21 protein-coding genes are annotated in these 22,282 nt (G+C 73.2%); 13 read left to right on the forward strand and 8 right to left on the reverse strand.

Features of this window, described 5'->3' with window-relative positions; genetic code table 11:
• Positions 1–78 precede the first annotated feature (78 nt).
• The 4 genes from Cba03nite_RS05315 to Cba03nite_RS05330 all read right to left on the reverse strand — a co-directional run bounded on the left by Cba03nite_RS05315 (position 79) and on the right by Cba03nite_RS05330 (position 4,068).
• Entirely contained in the window at positions 79–858 is a 780-nt protein-coding gene (locus Cba03nite_RS05315) for an alpha/beta hydrolase (RefSeq protein WP_203742557.1), read from the reverse strand.
• A gap of 66 nt (positions 859–924) precedes the next feature.
• The gene (locus tag Cba03nite_RS05320; RefSeq protein WP_203742559.1) at positions 925–1,248 is read right to left on the reverse strand and encodes an Rv1322 family protein; all 324 of its coding nucleotides are present in this window, start codon (positions 1,246–1,248) and stop codon (positions 925–927) included.
• Positions 1,249–1,270: 22 nt separating this feature from the next.
• Positions 1,271–3,064 (reverse strand): 3-hydroxyacyl-CoA dehydrogenase family protein, encoded by a 1,794-nt coding sequence (locus Cba03nite_RS05325; RefSeq protein ID WP_373315729.1) that lies wholly within the window; start codon positions 3,062–3,064, stop codon positions 1,271–1,273.
• Positions 3,065–3,174: 110 nt separating this feature from the next.
• The gene (locus Cba03nite_RS05330) at positions 3,175–4,068 is read right to left on the reverse strand and encodes an alpha/beta fold hydrolase (RefSeq protein WP_203742561.1); all 894 of its coding nucleotides are present in this window, start codon (positions 4,066–4,068) and stop codon (positions 3,175–3,177) included.
• A gap of 170 nt (positions 4,069–4,238) precedes the next feature.
• On the opposite strand from Cba03nite_RS05330, the gene Cba03nite_RS05335 reads away from it, so the two are divergent.
• The 4 genes from Cba03nite_RS05335 to Cba03nite_RS05350 all read left to right on the forward strand — a co-directional run bounded on the left by Cba03nite_RS05335 (position 4,239) and on the right by Cba03nite_RS05350 (position 8,355).
• A complete protein-coding gene (locus tag Cba03nite_RS05335; RefSeq protein WP_203742563.1) occupies positions 4,239–5,315 on the forward strand; it encodes an RNA ligase (ATP) in 1,077 nt (358 codons plus the stop codon).
• A gap of 146 nt (positions 5,316–5,461) precedes the next feature.
• Positions 5,462–6,082, forward strand: a complete 621-nt coding sequence (locus Cba03nite_RS05340) for a Uma2 family endonuclease (RefSeq protein ID WP_203742565.1) — start codon at positions 5,462–5,464, stop codon at positions 6,080–6,082.
• Between the two features lie 19 nt (positions 6,083–6,101).
• Entirely contained in the window at positions 6,102–6,794 is a 693-nt protein-coding gene (locus tag Cba03nite_RS05345) for an SDR family NAD(P)-dependent oxidoreductase (RefSeq protein ID WP_203742567.1), read from the forward strand.
• Between the two features lie 61 nt (positions 6,795–6,855).
• Positions 6,856–8,355, forward strand: coding sequence for an aldehyde dehydrogenase family protein (locus Cba03nite_RS05350; RefSeq protein WP_239125485.1), 1,500 nt, complete (start codon positions 6,856–6,858; stop codon positions 8,353–8,355).
• Between the two features lie 116 nt (positions 8,356–8,471).
• On the opposite strand, the gene nucS is transcribed toward Cba03nite_RS05350, so the two are convergent.
• Positions 8,472–9,131 carry an endonuclease NucS gene (gene nucS, locus Cba03nite_RS05355; protein ID WP_203742569.1) on the reverse strand — a complete coding sequence of 220 codons (660 nt, stop codon included), beginning with the start codon at positions 9,129–9,131 and terminating at the stop codon, positions 8,472–8,474.
• 72 nt (positions 9,132–9,203) lie between these two features.
• Here nucS and Cba03nite_RS05360 point away from each other — a divergent pair, with 72 nt between their 5' ends.
• The 5 genes from Cba03nite_RS05360 (at position 9,204) to Cba03nite_RS05380 (ending at position 14,702) form a co-directional block, all read left to right on the forward strand.
• Complete coding sequence (locus Cba03nite_RS05360) at positions 9,204–9,809, forward strand: DUF4126 domain-containing protein (protein WP_203742571.1); 606 nt, start codon at positions 9,204–9,206, stop codon at positions 9,807–9,809.
• 91 nt (positions 9,810–9,900) lie between these two features.
• Complete coding sequence (locus tag Cba03nite_RS05365; protein ID WP_203742573.1) at positions 9,901–10,161, forward strand: hypothetical protein; 261 nt, start codon at positions 9,901–9,903, stop codon at positions 10,159–10,161.
• A gap of 62 nt (positions 10,162–10,223) precedes the next feature.
• On the forward strand, positions 10,224–11,234 hold the full coding sequence (locus tag Cba03nite_RS05370) for a hypothetical protein (protein WP_203742575.1): 1,011 nt from the start codon (positions 10,224–10,226) through the stop codon (positions 11,232–11,234).
• Positions 11,235–11,322: 88 nt separating this feature from the next.
• Positions 11,323–14,049 (forward strand): FtsK/SpoIIIE domain-containing protein, encoded by a 2,727-nt coding sequence (locus tag Cba03nite_RS05375; RefSeq protein ID WP_203743256.1) that lies wholly within the window; start codon positions 11,323–11,325, stop codon positions 14,047–14,049.
• A complete protein-coding gene (locus tag Cba03nite_RS05380) occupies positions 14,046–14,702 on the forward strand; it encodes a hypothetical protein (RefSeq protein WP_203742583.1) in 657 nt (218 codons plus the stop codon). The genes Cba03nite_RS05375 and Cba03nite_RS05380 overlap by 4 nt, the downstream gene beginning before the upstream one ends.
• Positions 14,703–14,830: 128 nt before the next feature.
• Here Cba03nite_RS05380 and Cba03nite_RS05385 read toward each other — a convergent pair whose 3' ends face one another.
• Positions 14,831–16,825 carry an ethylmalonyl-CoA mutase gene (locus tag Cba03nite_RS05385; RefSeq protein ID WP_203742585.1) on the reverse strand — a complete coding sequence of 665 codons (1,995 nt, stop codon included), beginning with the start codon at positions 16,823–16,825 and terminating at the stop codon, positions 14,831–14,833.
• 117 nt (positions 16,826–16,942) lie between these two features.
• On the opposite strand from Cba03nite_RS05385, the gene Cba03nite_RS05390 reads away from it, so the two are divergent.
• From Cba03nite_RS05390 to Cba03nite_RS05400, 3 genes are read left to right on the forward strand one after another with little or no spacing between them, the layout of a single operon-like run.
• Complete coding sequence (locus Cba03nite_RS05390; RefSeq protein ID WP_203742587.1) at positions 16,943–17,803, forward strand: ABC transporter ATP-binding protein; 861 nt, start codon at positions 16,943–16,945, stop codon at positions 17,801–17,803.
• A complete protein-coding gene (locus Cba03nite_RS05395; protein ID WP_203742588.1) occupies positions 17,800–18,606 on the forward strand; it encodes an ABC transporter permease in 807 nt (268 codons plus the stop codon). The genes Cba03nite_RS05390 and Cba03nite_RS05395 overlap by 4 nt, the downstream gene beginning before the upstream one ends.
• A complete protein-coding gene (locus Cba03nite_RS05400; RefSeq protein WP_203742589.1) occupies positions 18,606–19,406 on the forward strand; it encodes an alpha/beta hydrolase-fold protein in 801 nt (266 codons plus the stop codon). The genes Cba03nite_RS05395 and Cba03nite_RS05400 overlap by 1 nt, the downstream gene beginning before the upstream one ends.
• 49 nt (positions 19,407–19,455) lie before the next feature.
• Here Cba03nite_RS05400 and Cba03nite_RS05405 read toward each other — a convergent pair whose 3' ends face one another.
• Positions 19,456–20,304, reverse strand: a complete 849-nt coding sequence (locus tag Cba03nite_RS05405) for a 3-hydroxyacyl-CoA dehydrogenase family protein (protein WP_203742591.1) — start codon at positions 20,302–20,304, stop codon at positions 19,456–19,458.
• 213 nt (positions 20,305–20,517) lie between these two features.
• On the opposite strand from Cba03nite_RS05405, the gene Cba03nite_RS05410 reads away from it, so the two are divergent.
• Entirely contained in the window at positions 20,518–20,832 is a 315-nt protein-coding gene (locus Cba03nite_RS05410) for a hypothetical protein (protein ID WP_203742593.1), read from the forward strand.
• An 80-nt stretch (positions 20,833–20,912) separates the two neighbouring features.
• Here Cba03nite_RS05410 and murA read toward each other — a convergent pair whose 3' ends face one another.
• Entirely contained in the window at positions 20,913–22,274 is a 1,362-nt protein-coding gene (gene murA / locus Cba03nite_RS05415; protein WP_373315731.1) for a UDP-N-acetylglucosamine 1-carboxyvinyltransferase, read from the reverse strand.
• Between the last annotated feature and the right edge of the window lie 8 nt (positions 22,275–22,282).

A 22,282-nucleotide genomic window follows, 5' to 3' on the forward strand; every position in this document is an offset into this window, starting at 1 on the left:
CGAACGGCCGGCGACCCAGGGGATGCATCCGCATCATCCCGGGTTGCCGGCCGTTTCGCGTTCCGTCCGCCCGGCGGGTCAGCGCGGCTTGTCGGCGAAGGCGGCGACGGTGCGGTCCGCGTACGCGCTGGCGTCGCCGTACTCCATCGGGCCGTCCCAGTCCTTGGGGAGCGGGACGGGGACCTGGGGGGCGACCCGCCGCACGATCTCGTCCAGCACCGTCTCGGCGTCGCCGACCCACAGGTGCTTCGCGCCGGGCACGCCCACCACCTCGGCGTGCGGGATCGCCGCGAAGCGCTCCTTGGCCTCGGCCGGGCGCAGGTAGTCGTCGTGCTCCGGCACCAGCGCGGTCACGGGGCGGCCGGCGTCGGCCCATACCGCCAGATCCTCGGGTTTGCTGTAGCGCAGCGGCGGGGACAGCAGGATCGCGCCGGAGATCGCCGGGTCGCAGCCGTACTTGAGCGCCAGGTCGGTGCCGAAGGACCAGCCGACCAGCCACCGGTTCGGCAGCTCGTGGAACTCGGCGTACTCGATCGCGGCGGCGACGTCGAAGCGCTCGCCCACCGCGTTGTCGAAGGCGCCCTCGCTGGTGCCCCGCACGCTGCTGGTGCCCCGGCTGTTGAACCGCAGCACCGCGAACCCGGCCAGCGCGGGCAGCCGCCAGGCGGCCTTGCGGTAGACGTGGCTGTCCATCATGCCGCCGTGCGTGGGCAGCGGGTGCAGGCAGATCAGGGTGGCGACCGGGTCGCGGTCGGCCGGCAGGGCCAGCTCCCCGACCAGCGTCAGCCCGTCGGCGGTCTGCAGTTCGATGTCCTCGCGGCGGGCGGGCAGGATCGAGTTGGCACGGATCGCGGTCACGCCTACAGTCTGCCCGCGCGAGACCCCGCGGAACCCCCCACCGTCGCGGTCGTCACATCCCCGCGCTCACCCGTAACGGGGCGCGTTGCGGGACCGTTCGACGTTTGGTTTGCGCTGGTGACGGCCCCGCCAGCAGTTCGTGTGCCAGTGCCGCCGGTCACCGGCGTCGCCCCAGCCCTCCGACGGCCACGCCACCACGTGCGGCACCCCCGGCCGGATCTCCTGGTGGCACCCCGGGCACCGGTACGTCTTGTCGGACGTCTCGCCGCTCAGATGCCGGACGGTGAACTCACCGTCCGGATCGTCGCGCACGTACTCGATCCCGCGCCGGGACATGGCCTCGTCGAGATCGCGCTCGGGGCGATCCCTGTGGTTCCGACGCGGACTCATGTCCTCAACAGTACGGCGTGGCTCAGCGGTGGGTGTGGTCGCGGAAGCCCCGGCCGGTCTTGCGGCCGAGGTAACCGGCGGTGACCAGGTGCTCCAGCAGCGGCGCCGGGGAGAAGCCCGGCTCACGCAGCTCCAGGTACAGCTCGCGCTGGATGGCCAGCGACACGTCCAGGCCGACCACGTCGAGCAGCTCGAACGGGCCCATGGGGTAGCCGCAGCCGAGCTTCATGGCGGCGTCGATGTCGTCGGCACTGGAGTAGCTGGCCTCCAGCATCTTCACCGCGTCGTTCAGGTACGGGAAGAGCAGCGCGTTGACGATGAAGCCGGCCCGGTCTGCGCAGCCCACGGCGGTCTTGCCCAGGCTGGACACGACGGCGTTCGCGGTGTCCAGGACGGCCTGGCTGGTGCGGATGGTGCTGACCACCTCGACCAGCGGCATCACCTGGGCGGGGTTGAAGAAGTGCAGGCCGACCACGTCGGCGGGACGGTGGGTGGCCATGGCGCACTCGACCACCGGCAGGCTGGAGGTGGTGGTGGCCAGCACGGTGCCGGGCTTGCAGATCTCGTCGAGGCTGGCGAACAGGGCCTTCTTGACGCTCAGCTCCTCCACCACGGCCTCGACGACCAGGTCCACGTCGGCGAGGTGGTCGAGGTTGGTGGACCAGGTGATCCGGCCGACGGCAGCGTCGCGCTCGGCCTCGGTGAGCTTGCCGCGCACCACGCCCTTGTTGAGCGAGGTCTTCACGGACTCGCAGACCTTCGCGGACTTCTCCGCGCCGCGGGTCACGCTGAGCACCTCGTACCCGGCCTTGGCGAACACCTCGATGATGCCGGTGGCCATGGTGCCGGAGCCGACCACGCCGACGGTGCCCACCGGGCGAGCACCCGCGGCCCGCTCACCGGCGGCCGGGGTCAGCTCGTCGGCGACCACGACGGGCGAGCCCGCCTTCTCGTACGTGTAGAAGCCGCGGCCGGACTTGCGGCCCAGCAGGCCCGCGGTGACCATCTGCTTGAGCAGCGGCGCGGGCGCGTGGCGGCGGTCGCGGCCACCGCGGCGGTACATCGTGTCGAGGATCTCGTACGCTGTGTCGAGGCCGATCAGGTCCATCAGCGCGAGCGGGCCCATGGGCAGGCCGCAGCCCTGCTTCATGGCCGCGTCGATGTCCTCGCGGGTGGCGTAGTGGTTCTCGAACATGGTCACGGCGTGGTTCAGGTAGCCGAACAGCAGCGCGTTGGCGATGAAGCCGGCCCGGTCGCTGATGGTGACGTCGACCTTGCCGAGGCGGGCGCACAGCGCCTCCACGTCGGCGACGACCTCGGGCGCGGTCACCACGGTCCGGATGATCTCGACGAGCTTCATCACCGGTGCGGGGTTGAAGAAGTGGACGCCGATCACCTGGTTGGGCCGGTGCGTGGCGACCGAGATCTCGGTGACCGACAGCGAGCTGGTGTTGGTCGCGAGGATGGTGTGCGGCGGGCAGACCTTGTCCAGCTCGGCGAAGATCGCCTGCTTGAGGTCCAGGTGCTCGGGCACCGCCTCGATCACGAAGTCGACGCTGTGCAGGGCGGCCAGGCCGACCTGGAAGTCGACCCGCGCGTGCAGCGCGTCCCGGTCGGACTCGGACAGCTTGCCCTTGGCCACCGCGCGGTCGGTGGAGCCGGTGAGGTTCGCCCGGCCGCGCTCCAGCGCACCCTCGCTGATCTCGACGGCCACCACGTTCAGGCCGTTGCGCGCGAACACCTCGACGATGCCGGCGCCCATGGTGCCGAGGCCGACCACACCCACCGTGTTGATCTCGCGAGCCACAGTGCCCATCCCATCTCCCGAACGATCGCTAAGGTTACTCGGGAGTCTGCCACGGGGCCTGCGATCGCACATCGTGTGGCCGAAGTGAACATAGCCACTCGTGAGCCTACGGGACGGGGTCAGGCGCCGTCCCGGATCGCGGCGGCGACGGCCGCGGCGCCCGCGCCGCCGATGGTGATCGTGTAGTGGTTGACGTCGGGGATGTCACGCTCCACCGTGCCCGGCAGCCACTCGGCCGCCCGGCCCGGGGTGTAGAGCGGGGCGTCGGGCTGGTTGAACATGCCGCGCGGGGCGCGCAGGAACAGCGCCGGGCGCGGCAGCGCCGCCGGTGACATGCCCGGCAGCGCGTACAGGTCCTGGCCGTCGCGCACCGCCGCCTCCATCCGGCACGCCGACCGCAGCTCCGGCTCCTGACCCACCAGGTCGTACGCGATGTACGCGTCCGCGCCCTCGGGCCACGGGTCGAAGGACGGGTGCGCCCGCCACAGCGCCGCGTGCTCGGCCCGGCTCGGGAACGTCATGTCCAGCCGCGCGAACACGGCGCCGACGGTGTCCGCGATCGCCTTCTCCAGCACCTCCGGCCCGGCGGCCGGGTCAACGCCCGGCGGCAGCGTCAGCGGCGCGCCGCCGTCGACCAGGATCAGGCGCTCCACCAGCTCCGGGTAACGGCGCGCGGTCTCGGCGGCGACGAAGCCGCCCATGGAGTGCCCGGCCAGCGGGACGGGGCCGTCGGCGTACGCCCGGATCACCGCGGCGACGTCCGCGGCGTGCTCGGCCATGCCGTAGGGGCCGGGCAGCTCGCGGCTGCCGCCGCGCCCGCGCAGGTCCACCGCGACGAGCCGGTGATCGCGGCCCAGCTCCTGCGCGACCAGCGTCCAGGCGACGTGCGACGAGGTGATGCCGTGCACGGCCACCACGACCGGCCCGGACTCACCCCACACGCCGACGCGCAGCTCACCGCCGCGCACCGGGACGCTTTCCAGCCGGAACGCCACCTCGGACTTCCCGCCCATCGCCATCCTCCCAACTCGCGCCACCAGCGCATGAACTGCGCGACCGCTCGCCCGTGCGGCGGATGCTGCCACATCGTGCGCGCCGAAGCAGTGGCTGCGGGCCACATAACCGGACCGCTGGGCGGTAATCGCGTTGCCCCGGGACCGTCCGGATCGGGACCATGCTCGGCATGTCGACTCTCAAGGTCACCGCGGAACGGCTGGTGATCCACCCGCACCCCAACGCCGACGCGCTCGAGCTCGCCGAGGTGGGACGGCTGCGCGCCGTGGTCGCCAAGGGCGCGTACCGCACCGGCGACCACGCCGTCTACCTGCCCGAAGGCTCCGTGCTGCCGGAGCCGCTCATCGCCGAGCTGGGCCTCACCGGCCGCCTCTCGGGCGCGAACAAGGACCGCATCACCGCGGTACGCCTGCGCGGCGAGCTGTCCCAGGGCATCGTCTGCCGCCCGAAGGCGCTGGCCGACGTGGACCTCACCGCGGCGGCCGCCGCCGGGACGGACTTCGCCGAGCTGCTCGGCGTGGTCAAGTGGGTGCCGCCGGTGCCGGTGCACCTGGCCGGCGACATGGCGCCCGCGCCCGACCTGCTGCCCTGGCTGGAGGTGGAGAACATCCGCCGCTACCCGGACCTGTTCGTCCCGGGCGAGCAGGTGATCGCCACCGAGAAGATCCACGGCTCGGCCACGCTGATGACGCTGCTGGCCGCCACCGGCGAGGTGTACGCGTCCTCCAAGGGCTTCGGCAAGCAGCGCCTGGCCATCAAGGAGGCGCCGCACAACCTCTACTGGCGCGCGATCCGCACCTACGGCGTGCCCGGCTTCGCGGCGGCGGTCGCCGAGGCGTTCGGCGCGAGCCGGGTGGGCGTGTTCGGCGAGGTGTTCGGCCGCGGCGTGCAGGACCTGCCGTACGGCGCCAACGCGGGCGTGCGGCCCGGTTACGCCGTGTTCGACGTCGCCGTGGACGCCGGGGACGGCGTGCGCTGGCTGGGGCTGGACGAGTACGCCCCGCTCGCGCAGGCGCACGGGGTGCCGCTGGTGCCGGTGCTGTTCCGGGGCGCGTACGACGAGGCGGCGCTGACCGCGCTCGCCGAGGGCGTCGAGACGGTGTCCGGCACCGGCGCTAACCTGCGCGAGGGCCTGGTGGTCCGGACGGCGCCGGAGCGCTACAGCGGCGTGACCGGCGGCCGTGCCATCGGCAAGCTGGTCTCCCCCGCGTACCTGACCCGCAAGGGCGGCACCGAGTACGAGTGATCGGCCGCTGTTGATGTCACCGGTCAGCCTCAGCCGTTCGTACAATTAAACGCAAGGTTGACCGGTTACATTAGCGATCAAGCATGCTTGAGCAGGCACGATTCGGGCACTCGACCGTAGGCTGTGGCAGCGGCCGAGGAGGGGCGATGACATCGACAGCGGAACGGCAGGCGACCAACGTGGACAGTGGCCACTTCGATCCGCTGACCGATCTCGACGGTATGTGGACCGTCGATCTGGCAGCGCGCTACCTCCCCATCCCCGGCATGCCCCTGACGAAGTACGAGTGCTGGGACGGGCATCTCTTCATGACTCCATACGAGAGTGTGCAGAACTCATACGGCGAGGCGGAACTGATCGGCCAGCTGAGGCCCGGCGCACGCGCCACCGGCTACTTCGTCTGCGGGCCGGTGAACCTCATGCTCGGCCTGCCGGGACGCTGGATCCAGCCCGACGTGACGGTGCTGGACGGTCCGGTGCGAGGCACCTGGGTGTCCAGCGAGCACGCCGTACTGGTGGCGGAGTTCGTGTCGCCTGGCAGCATCCGCCGCGACCGCATCGACAAGCCCGCCCGCTGCGCTGAGGCGGGCATCCCCTGGTACATGACCGTCGACCTGGACGAGGAGCGCGGGCGGGCCGCGGTCGAGCTGTTCGAGCTCAAGGACGGCCGATACCACCGAGCCGCGCTGAACCACGCCGGGAGCCGGTTCGAGATGAGCGACCCGTTCCAGGCTGGATTCGATCCGATCGAGCTGTTGATGCGCTGAACGCACTAATCTGGTGCTCGTGCGCTATGTGGTGATCACCGGGGTGTCCCGCGGCCTGGGCGAGGCCCTGGTCAACCAGTTCGAGACCGATCCGGAGACGGTCGTCGTCGCGCTCGGGCGCACGTTCAGCGACGCCCAGCGCATCGCCGCCGGGCCGCGCCTGATCCTGCGGCACTGCGACCTGGCCGAGCCCGCGAGCATGCCGCACGCCGCCGAGCTGAGCGAAACGCTCGCCGACGCGGACGAGGTGATCCTGATCCACAACGCGGCCGTGGTCGACCCGATCGGGCGGATCGGCGATCTGGCGGTAGACGATCTCGCCACGGCCGTGGCGGTGAACCTGACCGCGCCCATCCTGCTGACGAACTCGCTGCTGGCCGCCCTGCCGGACACCGCACGCGAGGTGCTGGTGATGTTCGTGTCGTCGGGCGCGGCCCACCGGATCATCGACGGCTGGTCGGCGTACTCGGCTACCAAGCGGGGAGCCGAGGAGTTCTTCGCCCACCTGGCGGAGCAGTACGCCGACGACCCCCGGGTGCGCGTCGAGGTGGTCAATCCGGGTGTGATGGACACGGGCATGCAGGAGACCATCCGGTCCGCCGACTTCGCCGGGCGGCAGCGCTTCCTGGACCTGTTCGAGAACGACGAGCTGCCCGACCCGTCGGCGGTGGCCGCCCGGCTGGTCGAGGAGCACGTCACCCGACCCGCCTGACCGGCAAGGACCGGCCGCGAAGATGTTTCGGATTACTCACGGGTAGGCCTAGACTGCGGCCGTGACCACCACCGCTTCCCTGCCGCCCGGCGCCAGCGTCGTCGAGGACGGCGAGCTGATCTCGACGAATCCCGCCACCGGCGACGAGGTGGCGCGCCTGCCCGTCGCCTCCGCCGCGGACGTCAAGGCCGCCGTCGAGCGTGCCCGCGCGGCCGCCGCCTGGTGGGCCGGGCTGGGCTGGCGTGAGCGCCGCCGCCGCCTGCTGGCCTGGCGCAGCCTGCTGGTCAACCGGATCGAGGAGCTGGCCGAGCTGATCCACCGCGAGGGCGGCAAGCCGGTCGACGAGGCACTGCTGGAGGTCGTGGTCTCGGTAGACCACGCCGCCTGGGCCGCCAAGCACGCGCGCAAGGTGCTCGGCCCGCGCCGGGTGCGCGGCTCGCTGCTACAGCCGGAGTACGCGGCACACCTGGAGTACCAGCCGTACGGCGTCATCGGCGTGATCGGCCCGTGGAACTTCCCGATCTTCACCCCGTTCGGCTCGATCGCGTACGCGCTGGCCGCGGGCAACGCCGTGGTCTTCAAGCCCAGCGAGTACACCCCCGCCATCGGCCAGTTCTACGTGGACGCCTTCGCGCAGATCGTGCCGGAGCACCCGGTGCTGCAGATCGTGCACGGCACCGGCGAGGTCGGCGCGGCGCTGTGCCGCTCCGGCGTGGACAAGCTGGCCTTCACCGGCTCCGGGCGCACCGGCGCGAAGGTGATGGCCGCCTGCGCCGAGTCGCTGACCCCGGTGCTGATCGAGTGCGGCGGCAAGGACGCGCTGATCGTGGCCGAGGACGCCGACCTGGACGCCGCGGCCGAGGCGGCGGCGTGGGGCGCCAACTTCAACGCGGGCCAGGCCTGCGTCGGCATCGAGCGGGCGTACGTGCACGAGCGGGTGTACGACGCGTTCGTCGCGAAGCTGGTGGCCCGCACCGAGCAGCTCACGGTCGGCGAGCAGGTCGGCCCGATCACCATGCCCGGCCAGCGCGACATCATCGCCCGGCACATCGAGGACGCGCTGAGCAGCGGCGGCCGCGCCCTGGTCGGCGGGCCGGACTCGGTGCGCGGCGCGTACGTCAAGCCGACGGTGCTGGTGGACGTGCCGGAGAGTTCGGCGGCGGTGCGCGAGGAGACCTTCGGCCCGACGATCACCGTCACCAAGGTGGCGAACGTCGCGGAGGCGGTCGCCCTGGCCAACGACACCGAGTACGGCCTGGGCTCGGCGGTGTTCTCCAAGCGTCAGGGCATGGCCATCGCGCGCCGCCTGCGCACCGGCATGACCGCGGTGAACTCGGCGTTCTCCTTCGCGGTGCTGCCCACGCTGCCCTTCGGCGGCGTCGGCGCATCCGGCTTCGGCCGCATCCACGGCGAAGACGGCCTGCGCGAGTTCACCCGCGCCAAGGCCATCGCCCGCCGCCGCCTGCCCAGCATCCCCGCCCTGCTCACCTTCGACCGCAAACCCGGCGGCGTAAAACTCGCCCTGACCATCGTCAAGCTGCTCCACGGCCGCTCCCGCTGACCCGGGGCCTGCGGCCCCAAGATCGCGTCGATCTTGCGCGAACTGTTAGGGATTCGTCCCTTTAGTGCGTGTCGCACCCACAGTTCACGCAAGATCGACGCACTAGGTAGGGCGCGTCAGAAGAGGGTGAGTTCGTCTTTCTTGGTGCCGCGGAGGCGGTCGTAGTCGACTACGACGCAGCGGATTCCGCGGTCCTCGGCGAGGACGCGGGCCTGAGGCTTGATCTCCTGGGCGGCGAAGACGCCCGCCACCGGCGCGAGCAGGGGGTCGCGGTTGAGCAGCTCCAGGTAACGCGTGAGCTGCTCCACGCCGTCGATCTCGCCGCGGCGTTTGATCTCGACGGCCACGTGGGCGCCGGCGGCGTCGCGGCAGAGCAGGTCGACGGGGCCGATGGCGGTCATGTATTCGCGGCGGACCAGGCACCAGCCCTCGCCGAAGGTGTGGGGGGCGGCGGCGAGCAGCTCCTGGAGGTGGGCTTCGACGCCGTCCTTCTGGAGGCCGGGGTCGGGGCCGAACACGTGCGAGGTGTCCTCGAAGACCTCTTCGAGCTGGATGCGCAGCTCCTCGCCCGCCTTGTTGACCACGCGCCACACGCCGGGGGACTCCTCCAGGCGGCAGGGCGGGCTCATCCAGTTCAGCGGCTTGTACGCCCGGTCGTCGGCGTGGATCGAGACCGAGCCGTCCGCCTTCACGATGAGCAGGCGCTTGGCGGACGGGAGGTGGGAGGAGAGCCGGCCGACGTAATCGACGGTGCACCGGGCGATGACGAGACGCACCGAAACAGCCTAAGGGACGCGTTCGTGACGTAGCGTTCGCATACCCTGGCGCGGACCGGGCATGCTGGGATCGTGCTCGAACTACTGACCGGCACGGGGCTGGCCACCGCGGCGGGGCTCAACGCCTACATCCCGCTGCTGGTGATCGGCCTGCTGGACCGGTACACGAATCTGATCAACCTGCCTTCCGCCTGGTCGTGGCTGGGCAACGGCTGGGTGCTGATGATCCTGGCCGTGCTCCTGGCGATCGAGTTCGTGGCGGACAAGGTGCCGGCGGTCGACAGCATCAACGACGTGGTGCAGACGGTGGTCCGGCCGACCGCGGGCGGCATGGCGTTCGCCGCCGGGTCCGGCTCGGAGACGGTGACCGTGGCCGACCCGGGCACCCTGTGGACCGAGAAGCTGTGGATCCCGATCGTGATCGGCCTGCTCATCGCGCTCACGGTGCACGGCGTCAAGGCGACCGCGCGGCCCGTGCTGAACGTGGCCACGGTCGGCATGGCGGCGCCGGTGGTGTCGACGGTGGAGGACGGCGCCAGCGCCGGGCTCTCCGTGGTGGCGATCATCATCCCGTTCCTGGTGGTGCTGTTCCTGATCGGCTTCGTGTGGTGGGCGATGTCCATGTCACGGCGGCGGAGGCGGCGGCGCCGGGCGGTAGGTGCGCTTTCCGAAAAGTAGCCTCGCGCGCAGGCGTGGCGAAAGGGACGGAAACGGGCGAAAACGTCATACTTCGCGGAGGTAATCCCAACAGATCCCCCGTGGAGGTGCCGTGGCCAGCGTCGCCGAGGTCAAGGCTGCGATCGATGCGGCCATGCTGCATGTGCAGGAAGGCCAGGACGCGGTCCGTTCCGCCAACGACCGGCTCGGCGAGGCGCAGCTCAGCCTCGCCACCGCGGTGGAGGGTTCCGGGCACGAGGCCGTGACGGCCGCGCAGGCCGCGCTCGCCCAGGCCGCCTCGGAGCTCGAGGAGTGTCTGACGGCGACGCTGCACGCGGTCGAGCAGGCCGAGACCTACGTCGCGACGCTGTGAGCCGGTGAGCCTGTCATGAGCGAGCGAATCATGCTGCCCGACACGTCCCGGGGGATGGCGTCATGAGCCTGGTCCAGGATCTGGCCGACCAGCTGCGCGTGGCCCGCGAGGAGCTGCCGCTGCCCCAGGTGTCCGCCGCCGCCGAGCGGCTGCGCACCGCCACCGGCCTGCTGGCCTGGGTGCTGCACCACAGCGCCACGCCGATCAGCGTGCCCGACCTGAGCCGCGCGGTGGAGCGGCTGGACCACGCCGCCGCTGCGCTGCGGGTGGCCCAGGACCGGCTCGACGAGTACGCGCTCGCGCTGGGCATGCCCGTCGACGCGCACGGCCGCGCCGACGAGTCCTGGCCCTCCGCGGTCCCGGCGCAGGCGGTGCGGGGCGAGGTCGCCGGGTCCGGCGACTGCCGCCTGGCCGACTGGTGGGGCGAGCGCGTCGCCCTGGTCACCGGTGAGGACTTCTCCGCCGCCACGCTGACCGCCGACCGGGCCGACGCCGCGCAGTCCAGCGTCGAGCTGCTGCGCCGCTGCGTGGTCGCGGCGCACGACGGCGACCGCCGCCGGCTGCACCGCCACCTCGCCGCCGCCGGGCCCGCCGTCGGGCTGGGCCTGTCGGCCGTCGCCCCGGCGCTGCTGCGCCAGCTCGCGATGGACCTGGTCGGCTACCCGCCGCGGCTGGAGGACCTGGCGCGGGTACGCCGGGCCGCGCTCCCGCTGCCCGCCGAGCTGCTGCCCCAGCTGCCCACCGAGGCGGCCGAGGAGATCGTCGCGCGGATCTGCCACACCCGTCCGCAGCGCACGGCCGACCGGAGCCCGGTGCACCCGGTCGACTCCGCCACCGCCGCCGCGCTGCTGGTCGCCGCGCTGCTGCGGGCCAACGGCCGCACCGCCGACGAGCTGGCCCAGGTCATCGAGGCCGAGCGGGCCGCCGCCGGGGCGGCCCAGCAGCGCGCCGCCGAGCGGGCCGAGGTCAACCGGGCCGCGCTGCGCATCACCGACAGCGGCCGCCGCCGCTCCGCCGTCGACGAGCTGGGCCGGGTGCCCCGGCCCGCGGCCCGCCGTCGCAGCGGTGGCTGAGCAGGACGCCGCGACCCCGCCGACCAGCCGAGGGATCGTCGCGGCGGTACGCAGGGAACTGGCCGCGGCGCGGCACGCCGCGCGGTCCATGCAGGCAGCAACGGCCGCGGCGCGGGTCGCCGCGGTCACCCAGCTCGACGCGGTACGCCGCTCGGCGCCCAAGCGCCGCGCCGAGCTGGACGCGGCCCGCGACGCCGCGCTCGCCGACGCGCGGGCGCGCTGGGAACGCGAGGGCGCCAAGCTCACCGCCGCGCTGTCCGGGCTGGCCGAGGCCGCCGCGCCGGGCACCGCGGGCAGCCCGTGGGCGCAGTGGCGCCCCGGCATGAAGCCCGACCAGCAGGCCGGGCTCGCCCCGGGGCTGCTGCGCATCGGCACGCTGTCGCACGCCGCCGAACGCACCGTGCCGGCGCTGGTCCCGCTGCTGGACACGGCGCACCTGGCCGTGTCCGGCGACGCCACCGGCACCGCCGACGGGCTGATCGGGGCGGTGCTGCTGCGCGCGCTGGCCAGCGTGCCGCCCGGCGCGGTGCGGATCAGCGTGTACGACCCGGGCCAGCTCGGCGGCGCGCTCGCCGGGCTCGCCCCGCTGTCCCCCGCCGGGCTGATCTCCTTCCTCGGGCCGGGCGGTCTCGCGCCGCTGCTGGACGACCTCGCCGAGCAGATCCGGCGGATCAACGAGAACGTGCTCGGCGGCGTGTACCTGAGCGTCGCCGAGCTGGCCGCCGAGACCGGACGCCGCCCGGAGCCGTGGCGGGTGGCGGTGCTGCTGGCCGACCCGAACGGCGCCGAGCTGACCAGGGCCGAGCGGGCCCAGCTGGACCGGGTGGCCCGGACCGGCGTCGCGGCGGGCGTACACCTGATCAGCCGCGGCATCGAGCTGACCGGCGACGGGGTGGAGACGATCACCGTCCGGTCCGACGGCACCGCCCGGACCAGCCTCACCGGCGAGCTGCCGGTGCGCCTCGACCCGGCCCCGGCGCAGCCGCTGCTCACCGGCGTCTGCCGGGCCCTGGCCGAGCAGGCCACCGCCGGGCCGCCGCCGGTGCCGTTCGCGGCGCTGCTGCCCGACGAGATCTGGCAGCAGTCCTCGGCCGACGCGCTGCGCGCGCCCATCGGCGAGGGCACCGACGGGCGGCTGGTCGAGCTGGTGCTCGGCGACGACCCGCCGCACGCCCTGATCGGCGGCCCGTCCGGCTCCGGCAAGACGAACCTGCTCTACTGCTGGCTGGCCGCGCTGGCCACCCGCTACTCCCCCGGCGAGCTGTCGCTCTACCTGCTCGACTTCAAGGAGGGCGTGTCGTTCGCCCGGTTCGCGCCGGGCACCCGCGACCCGAGCTGGCTGCCGCACGTCCGCCTGGTCGGGGTGAACGTCAACAGCGACCGCGAGTTCGGCCTGGCGCTGCTGCGCCATCTCGCCGAGGAGCTGAAGCGCCGGGCCGCCGCGGCCAAGCAGCACGAGGCGGCCAAGCTCGCTGAGCTGCGCGCCGAGGACCCGGCCGGGAACTGGCCGCGCATCGTCGCCGTCATCGACGAGTTCCAGGTGCTGCTGGGCGCCCGCGACGCGGTCACCACCGAGGCGGTCGACCTGCTGGAGGACCTGGCCCGCCGGGGCCGCTCGCAGGGCATCCACCTGGTGCTGGCCAGCCAGGACGTGTCCGGCATCGAGGCGCTGTGGGGCCGCTCCGGGCTCGTCGCGCAGTTCACGCTGCGTATCGCGCTGCCCAAGGCGCGCCGCATCCTGTCCGACGTGAACCTCGCCGCCGAGCTGATCCCCCGCTGCCACGCCGTCGTCAACGCCGACTCCGGCGTGCCCGCGGCCAACACCATCGTGCGGCTGCCCGACGCGGGCGACCGCGCCACCTGGGTGGGCCTGCAGGAGCAGCTGTGGTCGGCCCGGCCCGAGGGCGGCGAGCCACCCCGGCTCTTCGACGGCGACGCCCGGCCGCTGTTCCCGCTGCTGCCGCCCCCGCCCGCGCCGGAGCTGCCCGCCTCGGTCGGCGCGGTGGCGCTGCTCGGCGAGACCATCGACGTCACCGGCCGCCCGGCCACGCTGCGGCTGAACCGCGCCCCGGGGCGCAACCTCGCGGTGCTCGGCACCCGCGCCGACGAGGCGTGCGCGGTGCTGCTCGCGGCCGGCCACGCGCTGGGCAGCCAGCACGCCCCCGGCACGGCCCGCTTCAGCGTGCTGTGCCTGGACTCCGACGCGGCCACCGCGGCCAAGTCGCTGCACGCGGCGCTGAGCGCCCGCCACCGCTGCGACTGGCACACCGCCGAAACCGTCACCGCCCTGCTTGCCGACCTGGCCGCGGAATGCGCCGAGCCCGGCTCGCCAGCCGGAGCGGCTGCGCCGCAGGGCAGTCCCGCGACGGCCGGCGGCTCAGTGCCGCACAGCGGCGCCGGGGCGCAGGGCGATGGCCGAGTGCAGGGCGCAGGCGGACGTGATCAGGTGCACTACGTGTTCGGGTTCGCCATGGACGCGGTCGCCGGGCGGCTCGCCGCCAAGCCGGGGCCGGGGCTGCCCAGCGGCCACGAGCACCTGCGCACCGTGCTGGCCCGGGGGCCGGAACGGCGTACCCACCTGCTCTGCTGGTGGCGCACGGTGGCGCGGCTGCGCGACGATCTCGGCGGCCCCGGGGCCCGCTTCGACGCGATCGGGGCCTGGGTGGCGCTGGACGTGCACGGACCCGAGCTGGCGGCGCTCTACCCGCAGCCCGGCGGGCCCGCCTGGCATCCGCGGACCGGCCGGGCACTGCACTTCGACCGCGCCGTGCAGCACAAGGCGCAGATCATCATCCCGTACGAGGTGGCGCCGTGACCACAACGCCCGCGACCCGCTACCGGGCGCTCGTCGCCGACCTGGTCACCGCGTCCCGGCGGCACGAGACCGCGCTGACCGCCGCCGGCAGCTCCCATGCCGACGGCACCGCGACCATCGACCACGACCTGGTCGCCGCCGACGACGCGGTGATCGCCGCGACGGCGCGGGCCGCGCACGCCCAGCGGCTGGTCGCGCAGACCGACCTGGCGGCGGGCGCGCTGTGGGACGAGCTGAAGCAGATCCGCGGCCGCCGGGGCCGCCGCCTGGGCCCGGTGCCCGGACCGGTGCCGCTGGCCGACCAGCCGCCGACGCCGTCCCCCGACCCGATCGCGCTGCTGGAGGCCGCCGCCGCGCGGATCGACCGGGCCCGGCACGGCGGCGAGAAGCTGCCGCCGCTGATCCTGCCGGCGCTGTTCGCGCTCGGCGCCGCCTGCGCCGCGGTGGTCGCCGTGCTCGCGGTCTTCCTCCAGGGTCACGGCCCGCTCGGCCTGCTGGCCGGCTGGCTCGCCCTGCTCGGCGCCCCGCTGTCCGGCCTGCTCCCCGCCCGCGAACTGGCCGACCAGCGCTACGGCGCCCGCCTCGACCCCGGCGCCATCGGCCTGATCATCCTCGCCGGCATGCTCGCCACCGCCACGGTCACCCTCTCCTAACCCCGCCCCGCCCCGCCGGGCCGGGCCACGCCGGGCCTCGCTTGATCATCCGACTTGCCTGGCAGATGGGCGTATCTTGACGCGCCATTCGCCCATCTGCCTGGCAAGTCGAGCGATCTTGGCAGGGGCTACGGCAGGGCGCGGGAGGTGCGGACGACGGTGACCAACTCGGACATGATGTCGGTGAGGGCGAAGTCCTTGGGGGTGAAGACGCGGGCGACGCCCGCGGCGCGGAGGACTTCGGCGTCGGGCTCGGGGATGATGCCGCCGACGACGACCGGGAGGTCGGACAGGCCCGCCTCGGCCAGGCCGCGCAGGACGGCGGGCACCGCGTTGAGGTGCGAGCCGGACAGCACGGACAGACCCACCAGGTCGACGTCCTCCTGCACGGCGGCGGCCACGATCTGCGCGGGCGTCAGCCGGATGCCCTGGTAGACGACCTCGAACCCGGCGTCGCGGGCGCGTACGGCGATCTGCTCGGCGCCGTTGGAGTGCCCGTCGAGGCCCGGCTTGCCGACCAGCAGGCGCAGCGCCGGGCGGCCCAGCTCGCGGGCCGTGGCGTGCACTCGCTCGCGGACCTGGGCCAGCGACCCGTCCCCGCCGCCGGAGACGCCGCTGCTCAGGCCGGTGGGCGCGCGGTACTCGCCGAAGACCTCGCGCAGCACGCCCGCCCACTCGCCGGTGGTGACCCCGGCCCGGACGCACTCCAGGGTGGCAGGCATCAGGTTGCGGGTGCCCGCGGCGTCGGCACGCAGCCGGTCGAGGGCCTCGGCGGCGGCCTCGGCGTCTCGCTCGGCCCGCCAGCGCTGCACGGCCTCGACGGCGGCCTTCTCCACGGCCGGGTCGACCTGCTCGATCGCCTGCGCCCCGGCCGCGGTGAGCGGGGACGGCTCGGTCTCGGTGAAGCGGTTGACGCCGACGATGACGTCCTGCCCGGTCTCGATCCGCTGGCGGCGCTGGGCCAGCGAGGCGACCAGCGCGCTCTTGAGGTGACCGCTCTCCACCGCGGCGACCGCGCCGCCCAGGTCGAGCACCTCGGCGAGCTGCCGCCGCGCCCCGTCGGCGATCTCGTCCACCAGCGCCTCGACCACATGCGACCCGGCGAACAGGTCGGGGTATTCCAGCAGGTCCGACTCGTACGCGAGCACCTGCTGCAGCCGCAGCGACCACTGCTGGTCCCAGGGGCGGGGCAGGCCCAGCGCCTCGTTCCAGGCGGGCAGCTGGACGGCGCGGGCGCGGGCGTCGCGGGACATGGTGACGCCGAGCATCTCCAGCACGATGCGGGCGATGTTGTTCTCCGGCTGCGGCTCGGTCAGCCCCAGCGAGTTGACCTGCACGCCGTAGCGCAGGCGGCGCTGCCTGGCGTCGGTGACGCCGTACCGCTCACGGGTGATCTCGTCCCAGAGCCGGCTGAAGGCCCGCATCTTCGCCATCTCCTCGACGAAGCGCACGCCGGAGTTGACGAAGAAGGAGACGCGCTGCACCACGTCGCCCATGCGCTCGGGCGCGACCTGGCCGCCGTCGCGCACCCGGTCCAGCACGGCGACGGCGGTGGCCAGCGCGAAGCCGACCTCCTGCACGGGCGTCGCCCCGGCCTCCTGGAGGTGGTACGAGCAGATGTTCACCGGATTCCAGGACGGCGCGTTGGCCACCGTCCAGGCGACCACGTCGGTGGTCAGGCGCAGCGACGGGCCGGGCGGGAAGATGTACGTCCCGCGCGACAGGTACTCCTTGATGATGTCGTTCTGCGTGGTCCCGGCCAGCGACTCCGGGGACGCGCCCTGCTCGCCGGCGACGGTGACGTAGAGGGCGAGCAGCCACATCGCCGTGGCGTTGATGGTCATGCTGGTGTTGGCGGCGGCGAGGTCGATGCCGTCGAACAGCTCGCGGGCGTCGCCGAGGTGCGCCACCGGCACGCCGACCCGGCCCACCTCGCCCGCGGCGAGCTCGTGGTCGGGGTCGTAGCCGGTCTGCGTGGGCAGGTCGAAGGCGACGGAGAGGCCGGTCTGGCCCTTGGCCAGGTTCCGCCGGAAGAGCGCGTTGGTCGCGGCCGCGTGCGAGTGGCCGGCGTACGTGCGCATGACCCAGGGGCGATCCCGGTCAGCGAGGCGAGGCTGCTCCATACGCCGATGCTAAGTGAACGTTCAGTAACTTGTGCCGGTGAACAATGTCACTGGGTCATGTGTCACCGCCACACACGGCCGAGCGGGGTGCATGCGCGGCTCGCGTAGGGTGCCGGTGTGACTGACGAAGAGCTGGCCATCAGCGTCTCCGGGCTGCGCAAGTCCTATGCGGACAACGTGGCCGTCGCGGGCGTCGACCTGGCCGTACGCCGGGGCGAGGTGTTCGCCCTGCTCGGCCCGAACGGCGCGGGCAAGACGACCACGGTCGAGATCCTCGAGGGCTTCCGGCAGCGCGACGCGGGCGACGTGACGGTGCTCGGCGTCGACCCCGCCAAGGCCGACCAGGACTGGCGCCGCCGCGTCGGCATCGTGCTCCAGGGCACGGGCGAGTTCGACGAGCTGAAGGTCGGCGAGGTGGTGCGCCACTTCGCCCGCTTCTACCCCAACCCGGCCGACCCCGACGAGGTCATCGCCCGCGTGGGCCTGACCGAGAAGGCCGGCTCGCGCACGCACACCCTCTCCGGCGGCCAGAAGCGCCGCCTCGACGTGGCGCTCGGCATCGTCAACCAGCCCGAGCTGCTGTTCCTGGACGAGCCGACGACCGGCTTCGACCCGGCCGCGCGCCGCGAGTTCTGGGAGCTGATCCGGCAGCTCTCGCACACCGGCACCACGATCCTGCTCACCACGCACTACCTGGACGAGGCCGAGGCGCTGGCCGACCGGGTGGGCGTGATCGCGCACGGGGCGATGATCGCCGTGTCCACCCCCGCCGAGCTGGGCGGGCGGCACCTGGCCACCGCCACGGTGAGCTGGCGCGACGAGAACGGCACCCGCACCGAGGAGACCGACCGCCCCACCGAGGCGGTGCAGCGGCTCGCCGCGTCGTTCGGCGGCGAGGTGCCCGAGCTGACCGTCACCCGGCCCACGCTGGAGGACGTGTACCTGAAGATGATCGGCGAGACGGGAGAGCAGCCGTGAGCCTCAACCTGGCCCTGGCCCAGGGCGGCATCGAGTTCAAGCAGTTCGTGCGGACCCGGGAGTCGCTGGTCTTCACGCTGCTGTTCCCGGTGATGCTGATGTTCATCTTCGGGTCGATCTTCGGGAACATCATCATCACCCCGCCGGGCGAGATCCCCCAGGTCACACTCTCGCAGTACTTCGTCACCGGCATGATCGCCTCGGGCATCATGGCCACCGGGTTCCAGAACCTGGCCATCACCATCCCGATCGAGCGGGACCGGGGCGTGCTCAAGCGCTACCGCGGCACGCCCATGCCGAAGTGGGTGTTCTTCGCCGGCAAGATCCTGTGTGTGGCGGCGCTCGCGCTGATCTCGATCGTGATGCTGCTGGCCGTCGCGGTCGCCTTCTACGACATCCACCTGCCCGACACCGGGCAGAAGTGGTTCACGTTCTTCTGGGTGAGCGTGCTGGGGCTGATCTCGTGCACGCTGTGCGGCATCGCGTTCTCCGGCGTGGCCAAGACCGGCCGGGCCGGACCCGCCGTGGTCACCCCGATCGCGCTGATCCTGCAGTTCACCTCCGGCGTGTTCTTCGAGTACAAGGACCTGCCGCACTGGATGCAGCAGTTCGCCGCGCTGTTCCCGCTCAAGTGGATGTGCCAGGGCCTGCGCAGCGTCTTCCTGCCCGAGTCCTTCGCGTCGCAGGAGGTCGCCGGGTCGTACGAGCTGCCCAGGGTGGCCCTGGTGCTCGCCGCCTGGTGCGTCGGCGGCCTGATCCTGTGCCTGCTCGGGTTCCGCTGGACGACCAAGCGGGAGGGCTGATGGACCGCCGCCGGGCGCTGGGGCTCGCCGCCGGGGTGACCGTCGGCGCCGCGGCGCTCGGCGGCGCCCTGCTGTGGAAGTTCGGCGGCCCGGACGACCAGGAGACCGCCGCCGCGCTCATCCCCGACGCGCCGCTCGGCGACGAGCGGCTGGAGCAGCGCGAGTCCGCCGCGCGGGGGCAGGCGGTCGACTTCTACACCGCGGTGCCCGCCGGGCACGGCGACGGGCGCGGGCTGCCCTTGTGCCTGGTGCTGCACGGCGCCTCGGCGACCGCGGCGAGCTTCCCCGGCTTCGGGTTCGGGCGGTTCCTCAGCGATGCGGTACGCCGCGGCGTGCCGCCGTTCGTGCTGGCCGGGGCCACCGGCGGGCGGCTGCGCTGGGAGCCGTCCGGTGCGGACGACCCGCAGCGCATGGCGTACCAGGAACTGCCCGCATGGTGCGCCGAGCGGGGCTTCGACACCACCCGCGTGGCGCTCTGGGGCTGGTCCATGGGCGGGTACGGGGTGCTGCGGCTGGCGCAGGAGCAGCCGGGCCGGTTCCGGGCGGTGGCGGCGTTCTCCCCCGCGGTCAGTCAGGGTGACCGGGTGTTCGCCGGGGCGGCCGGGCTGGCCGGGACGCCCGTCGCGCTGTGGTGCGGCGAGCAGGACGACTTCTACGGCGACGTGCAGGCGCTCGGCGCGGCGATCCCGGGCGCGCGCACGGCGTACGCCGAGGGCGGCCACACCCGCACGTACTGGAACTCCGTCACCCCGGCCGCCTTCGACTTCCTCGGCCACACCCTCGCCGAGCCCCGCTCCTGACAGCGTCGGCCCGCCCGGAGGACCGGACGGGCCGACGCCGGGAGACGGCTCAGTACGTGTAGAAGCCCTTGCCCGACTTGCGGCCCAGCTCGCCGGCCGTGACCATGCGCTGCAGCAGCTCCGGCGGGAAGAACTTCGGGTCGGCGGTGTCGGTGTAGATGTTGCGGGCGGCGTGCGCCAGGATGTCCACGCCGGTCAGGTCGGTGGTGGCCAGCGGGCCCATCGCGTGGCCGAAGCCCAGCTTGCAGGCGACGTCCAGGTCCTCGGGGCTGACCACGCCGGACTCGACGAGCTTGACCGCCTCGACGACCAGCGCCGCGATGAGGCGGGTGGTGACGAAGCCGGCGATGTCGCGGTTGACCACGATGCAGGTCTTGCCGATGCCCTCGGCGAACGCGCGCGCGGTGGCCAGCGTCTCGTCGCTGGTGCGGTGCCCGCGGACCAGCTCGCACAGCTTCATCATCGGCACGGGCGAGAAGAAGTGGGTGCCGACGACCATCTCGGGCCGCTGGGTGGCGGCGGCGATCTGGGTGATCGGGATGGCCGAGGTGTTGGTGCCGAGCACCGCGTCGGGCTTGCAGATGCGGTCCAGCGCCCGGAACACCTCCTGCTTGATCTCCAGCTTCTCGAAGACGGCCTCGATGACCACGTCGGCCTCGGCGGCGGCCTCCAGGTCGGTGGTGGTGGTGATGCGGCCCAGGGCGTCCTGGGCGTCCTGCTCGGTGATGGTGCCCTTGGCGGCGAACCGGCTCAGCGAGGTGCGGATGCCGTCGAGGCCGCGCCCGGTGGCCGCGTCGTCGAGGTCGCGCAGCGTCACCTGCCAGCCGGCCTGCGCCGCCACCTGGGCGATGCCGGCGCCCATGAGTCCCGCTCCGATGACCGCGAGCTTCCCTGCCATTGCCCTGCCTCCCGCTTGCCGGACACGAGTCGTGTCGCTGCCTGACGGAGCCCGCTCCGCGGCCCCGGGGCTCGGTCTCCGCCGAGCTGCGGGCGGCCGCTCCGGCGCGCTCACCGGCCGCCGGTGTCGCGGCGGCCGCAGTCGAGCCTAAACGATCGCTCAGGAGCCCGCGAACGGCCTCGCGACCGCCTCCGCCGGGTGCAGACTTAGATCATGCCTGCTAGTGCTTATCTCGCCGGCCCGATGGTCGCGATCCTCACGATCGCGGTCCTGGCCGTGGTGCTGCACCGCGGTATGCAGCGCGAAGCGGAGACACCGGCCCCGGTCGCGCCGGTCCCTGACGACTACGGCCTGCTGGCCAGCGCCGCCGTGGCCCGTACGCTCGCGGACGCCGCGCTGATCCGCGATCACCTGCACAGCGTGGGCATCCGCGCCACGCTCGCCACCGCGCCCGACGGGCGCATCCGGGTCCTGGTCTTCGCCGACGAGGTGCATCGCGCCCGCAGGGTGGTCGGCGAGACCCGCTAGACCCCGGATGCCGTCAGCGCCGCCGGCACCCGGCTCAGCATGAGGGAGGCCCTGCCCGAGGCGGGGCCTCCCTCATCGGCTCAGAAGCCGTACTCGGGGTCAGCCGGGGCCTCGGCGCGCTCCACCTCGACGCCCAGGGCGCGCAGGTCGGCGACGAAGTCGGGGTAGCCGCGGTCGATGTGGTGCACGGCGCGCACCGTGGTGACCCCGTCCCCGCACAGGCCCGCGATCACCAGGCCGGCCCCGGCCCGGATGTCGCTCGCGCTGACCTCGGCGCTGGACAGGTTCGCCCGCCCGCGCACCATGGCGTGATGGCCCTCGATGCGGATGTCGGCGCCCAGGCGCTTGAGCTCCTCGGCGAACATGAACCGCCCGTCGAAGATGTTCTCGGTGATCAGCGAGACGCCGTCGGCGACCGCGGCCATGCCGATCGCCATCGGCAGCAGGTCGGTGGCGAAGCCCGGGAACGGCAGCGTGCGTACGTCCACCGCGTTCGGGCGGTCGGCCTGGCGCACCCGGAACCAGTCCGGGCCGTAGTCCACCGAGCCGCCCCCCTGCTGGATCTTGTCCAGGGCGATCTCCAGGCAGCGCGGGTCGACGCCGCGCACGGTGACGTCGCCGCGGGTCATCGCCGCGCCGAAGGCCCAGGTGCCCGCCACGATCCGGTCGCCGATGGAGGCGTGCCGGACCGGCTGGAGCTGGTCCACGCCGCGCACGGTCAGCTCGGAGGTGCCCGCGCCGGTGATGCGGGCGCCCATCGCGATCAGCATCTGGCAGATGTCGACGATCTCCGGCTCGCGGGCCACGTTGTCGATCACCGTGGTGCCGCGCGCGAGCACCGCCGCCATCAGCAGATTCTCGGTCGCGCCGACGCTCGGGAAGTCCAGGCTGATCTTGGCGCCGTGCAGGCCGGAGGGCGCCTCGGCGACCACGAAGCCGTGCTCGCCGCTGATGTCGGCGCCCATCTTCGCCAGGCCGGAGACGTGCATGTCCAGCCCGCGCGAGCCGATCGCGTCGCCGCCGGGATGGGCCACCCGCACCCGCCCGCAGCGCGCCAGCAGCGGCCCGAGCACGCAGATCGACGCCCGCAGGCGGCGCACCAGCTCGTAGTCGGCCTCCGGGTGCAGCACCGCGGGCACGTTGATGCGCACCTCGTCGCCCTCGAACGCGACCTCCGCGCCCAGCCGCCGCAGCACCTCGCCCATCAGCGCGATGTCGGTGATGCGCGGCACGTTGGTGATCACGCTCTCGCCCTCGGCCAGCAACGCTGCCGCCATGAGCTTGAGCGCGGAGTTCTTCGCGCCGACCACGCCGACCTCGCCGGCCAGCCGTACGCCGCCCTTGACCCTGATCACATCCACGTCGGCCATCGTAGAAGCCGGGCCTGGCGCCCGGACGCCCGCCAGCACCGCGCCGACGGAATCACCACCGCCGGGCACCATTAGGCTCG

It is taken from the genome of Catellatospora bangladeshensis, from assembly GCF_016862575.1.
GTDB classification, from domain to species: domain Bacteria; phylum Actinomycetota; class Actinomycetes; order Mycobacteriales; family Micromonosporaceae; genus Catellatospora; species Catellatospora bangladeshensis.

Bases quoted from the DNA above. Each gene is read 5' to 3' on its own strand.
- Cba03nite_RS05325 (WP_373315729.1), bottom strand. From the start codon at position 3,064: ATGGGCACTGTGGCTCGCGAGATCAACACGGTGGGTGTGGTCGGCCTC.
- Cba03nite_RS05400 (WP_203742589.1), top strand. From the start codon at position 18,606: ATGGACCGCCGCCGGGCGCTGGGGCTCGCCGCCGGGGTGACCGTCGGC.
- Cba03nite_RS05320 (WP_203742559.1), bottom strand. From the start codon at position 1,248: ATGAGTCCGCGTCGGAACCACAGGGATCGCCCCGAGCGCGATCTCGAC.
- Cba03nite_RS05370 (WP_203742575.1), top strand. From the start codon at position 10,224: ATGAGCCTGGTCCAGGATCTGGCCGACCAGCTGCGCGTGGCCCGCGAG.
- Cba03nite_RS05335 (WP_203742563.1), top strand. From the start codon at position 4,239: ATGTCGACTCTCAAGGTCACCGCGGAACGGCTGGTGATCCACCCGCAC.
- murA (WP_373315731.1), bottom strand. From the start codon at position 22,274: ATGGTGCCCGGCGGTGGTGATTCCGTCGGCGCGGTGCTGGCGGGCGTC.
- Cba03nite_RS05375 (WP_203743256.1), top strand. From the start codon at position 11,323: ATGCAGGCAGCAACGGCCGCGGCGCGGGTCGCCGCGGTCACCCAGCTC.
- Cba03nite_RS05410 (WP_203742593.1), top strand. From the start codon at position 20,518: ATGCCTGCTAGTGCTTATCTCGCCGGCCCGATGGTCGCGATCCTCACG.
- Cba03nite_RS05385 (WP_203742585.1), bottom strand. From the start codon at position 16,825: ATGGAGCAGCCTCGCCTCGCTGACCGGGATCGCCCCTGGGTCATGCGC.
- Cba03nite_RS05330 (WP_203742561.1), bottom strand. From the start codon at position 4,068: ATGGGCGGGAAGTCCGAGGTGGCGTTCCGGCTGGAAAGCGTCCCGGTG.
- Cba03nite_RS05340 (WP_203742565.1), top strand. From the start codon at position 5,462: ATGACATCGACAGCGGAACGGCAGGCGACCAACGTGGACAGTGGCCAC.
- Cba03nite_RS05405 (WP_203742591.1), bottom strand. From the start codon at position 20,304: ATGGCAGGGAAGCTCGCGGTCATCGGAGCGGGACTCATGGGCGCCGGC.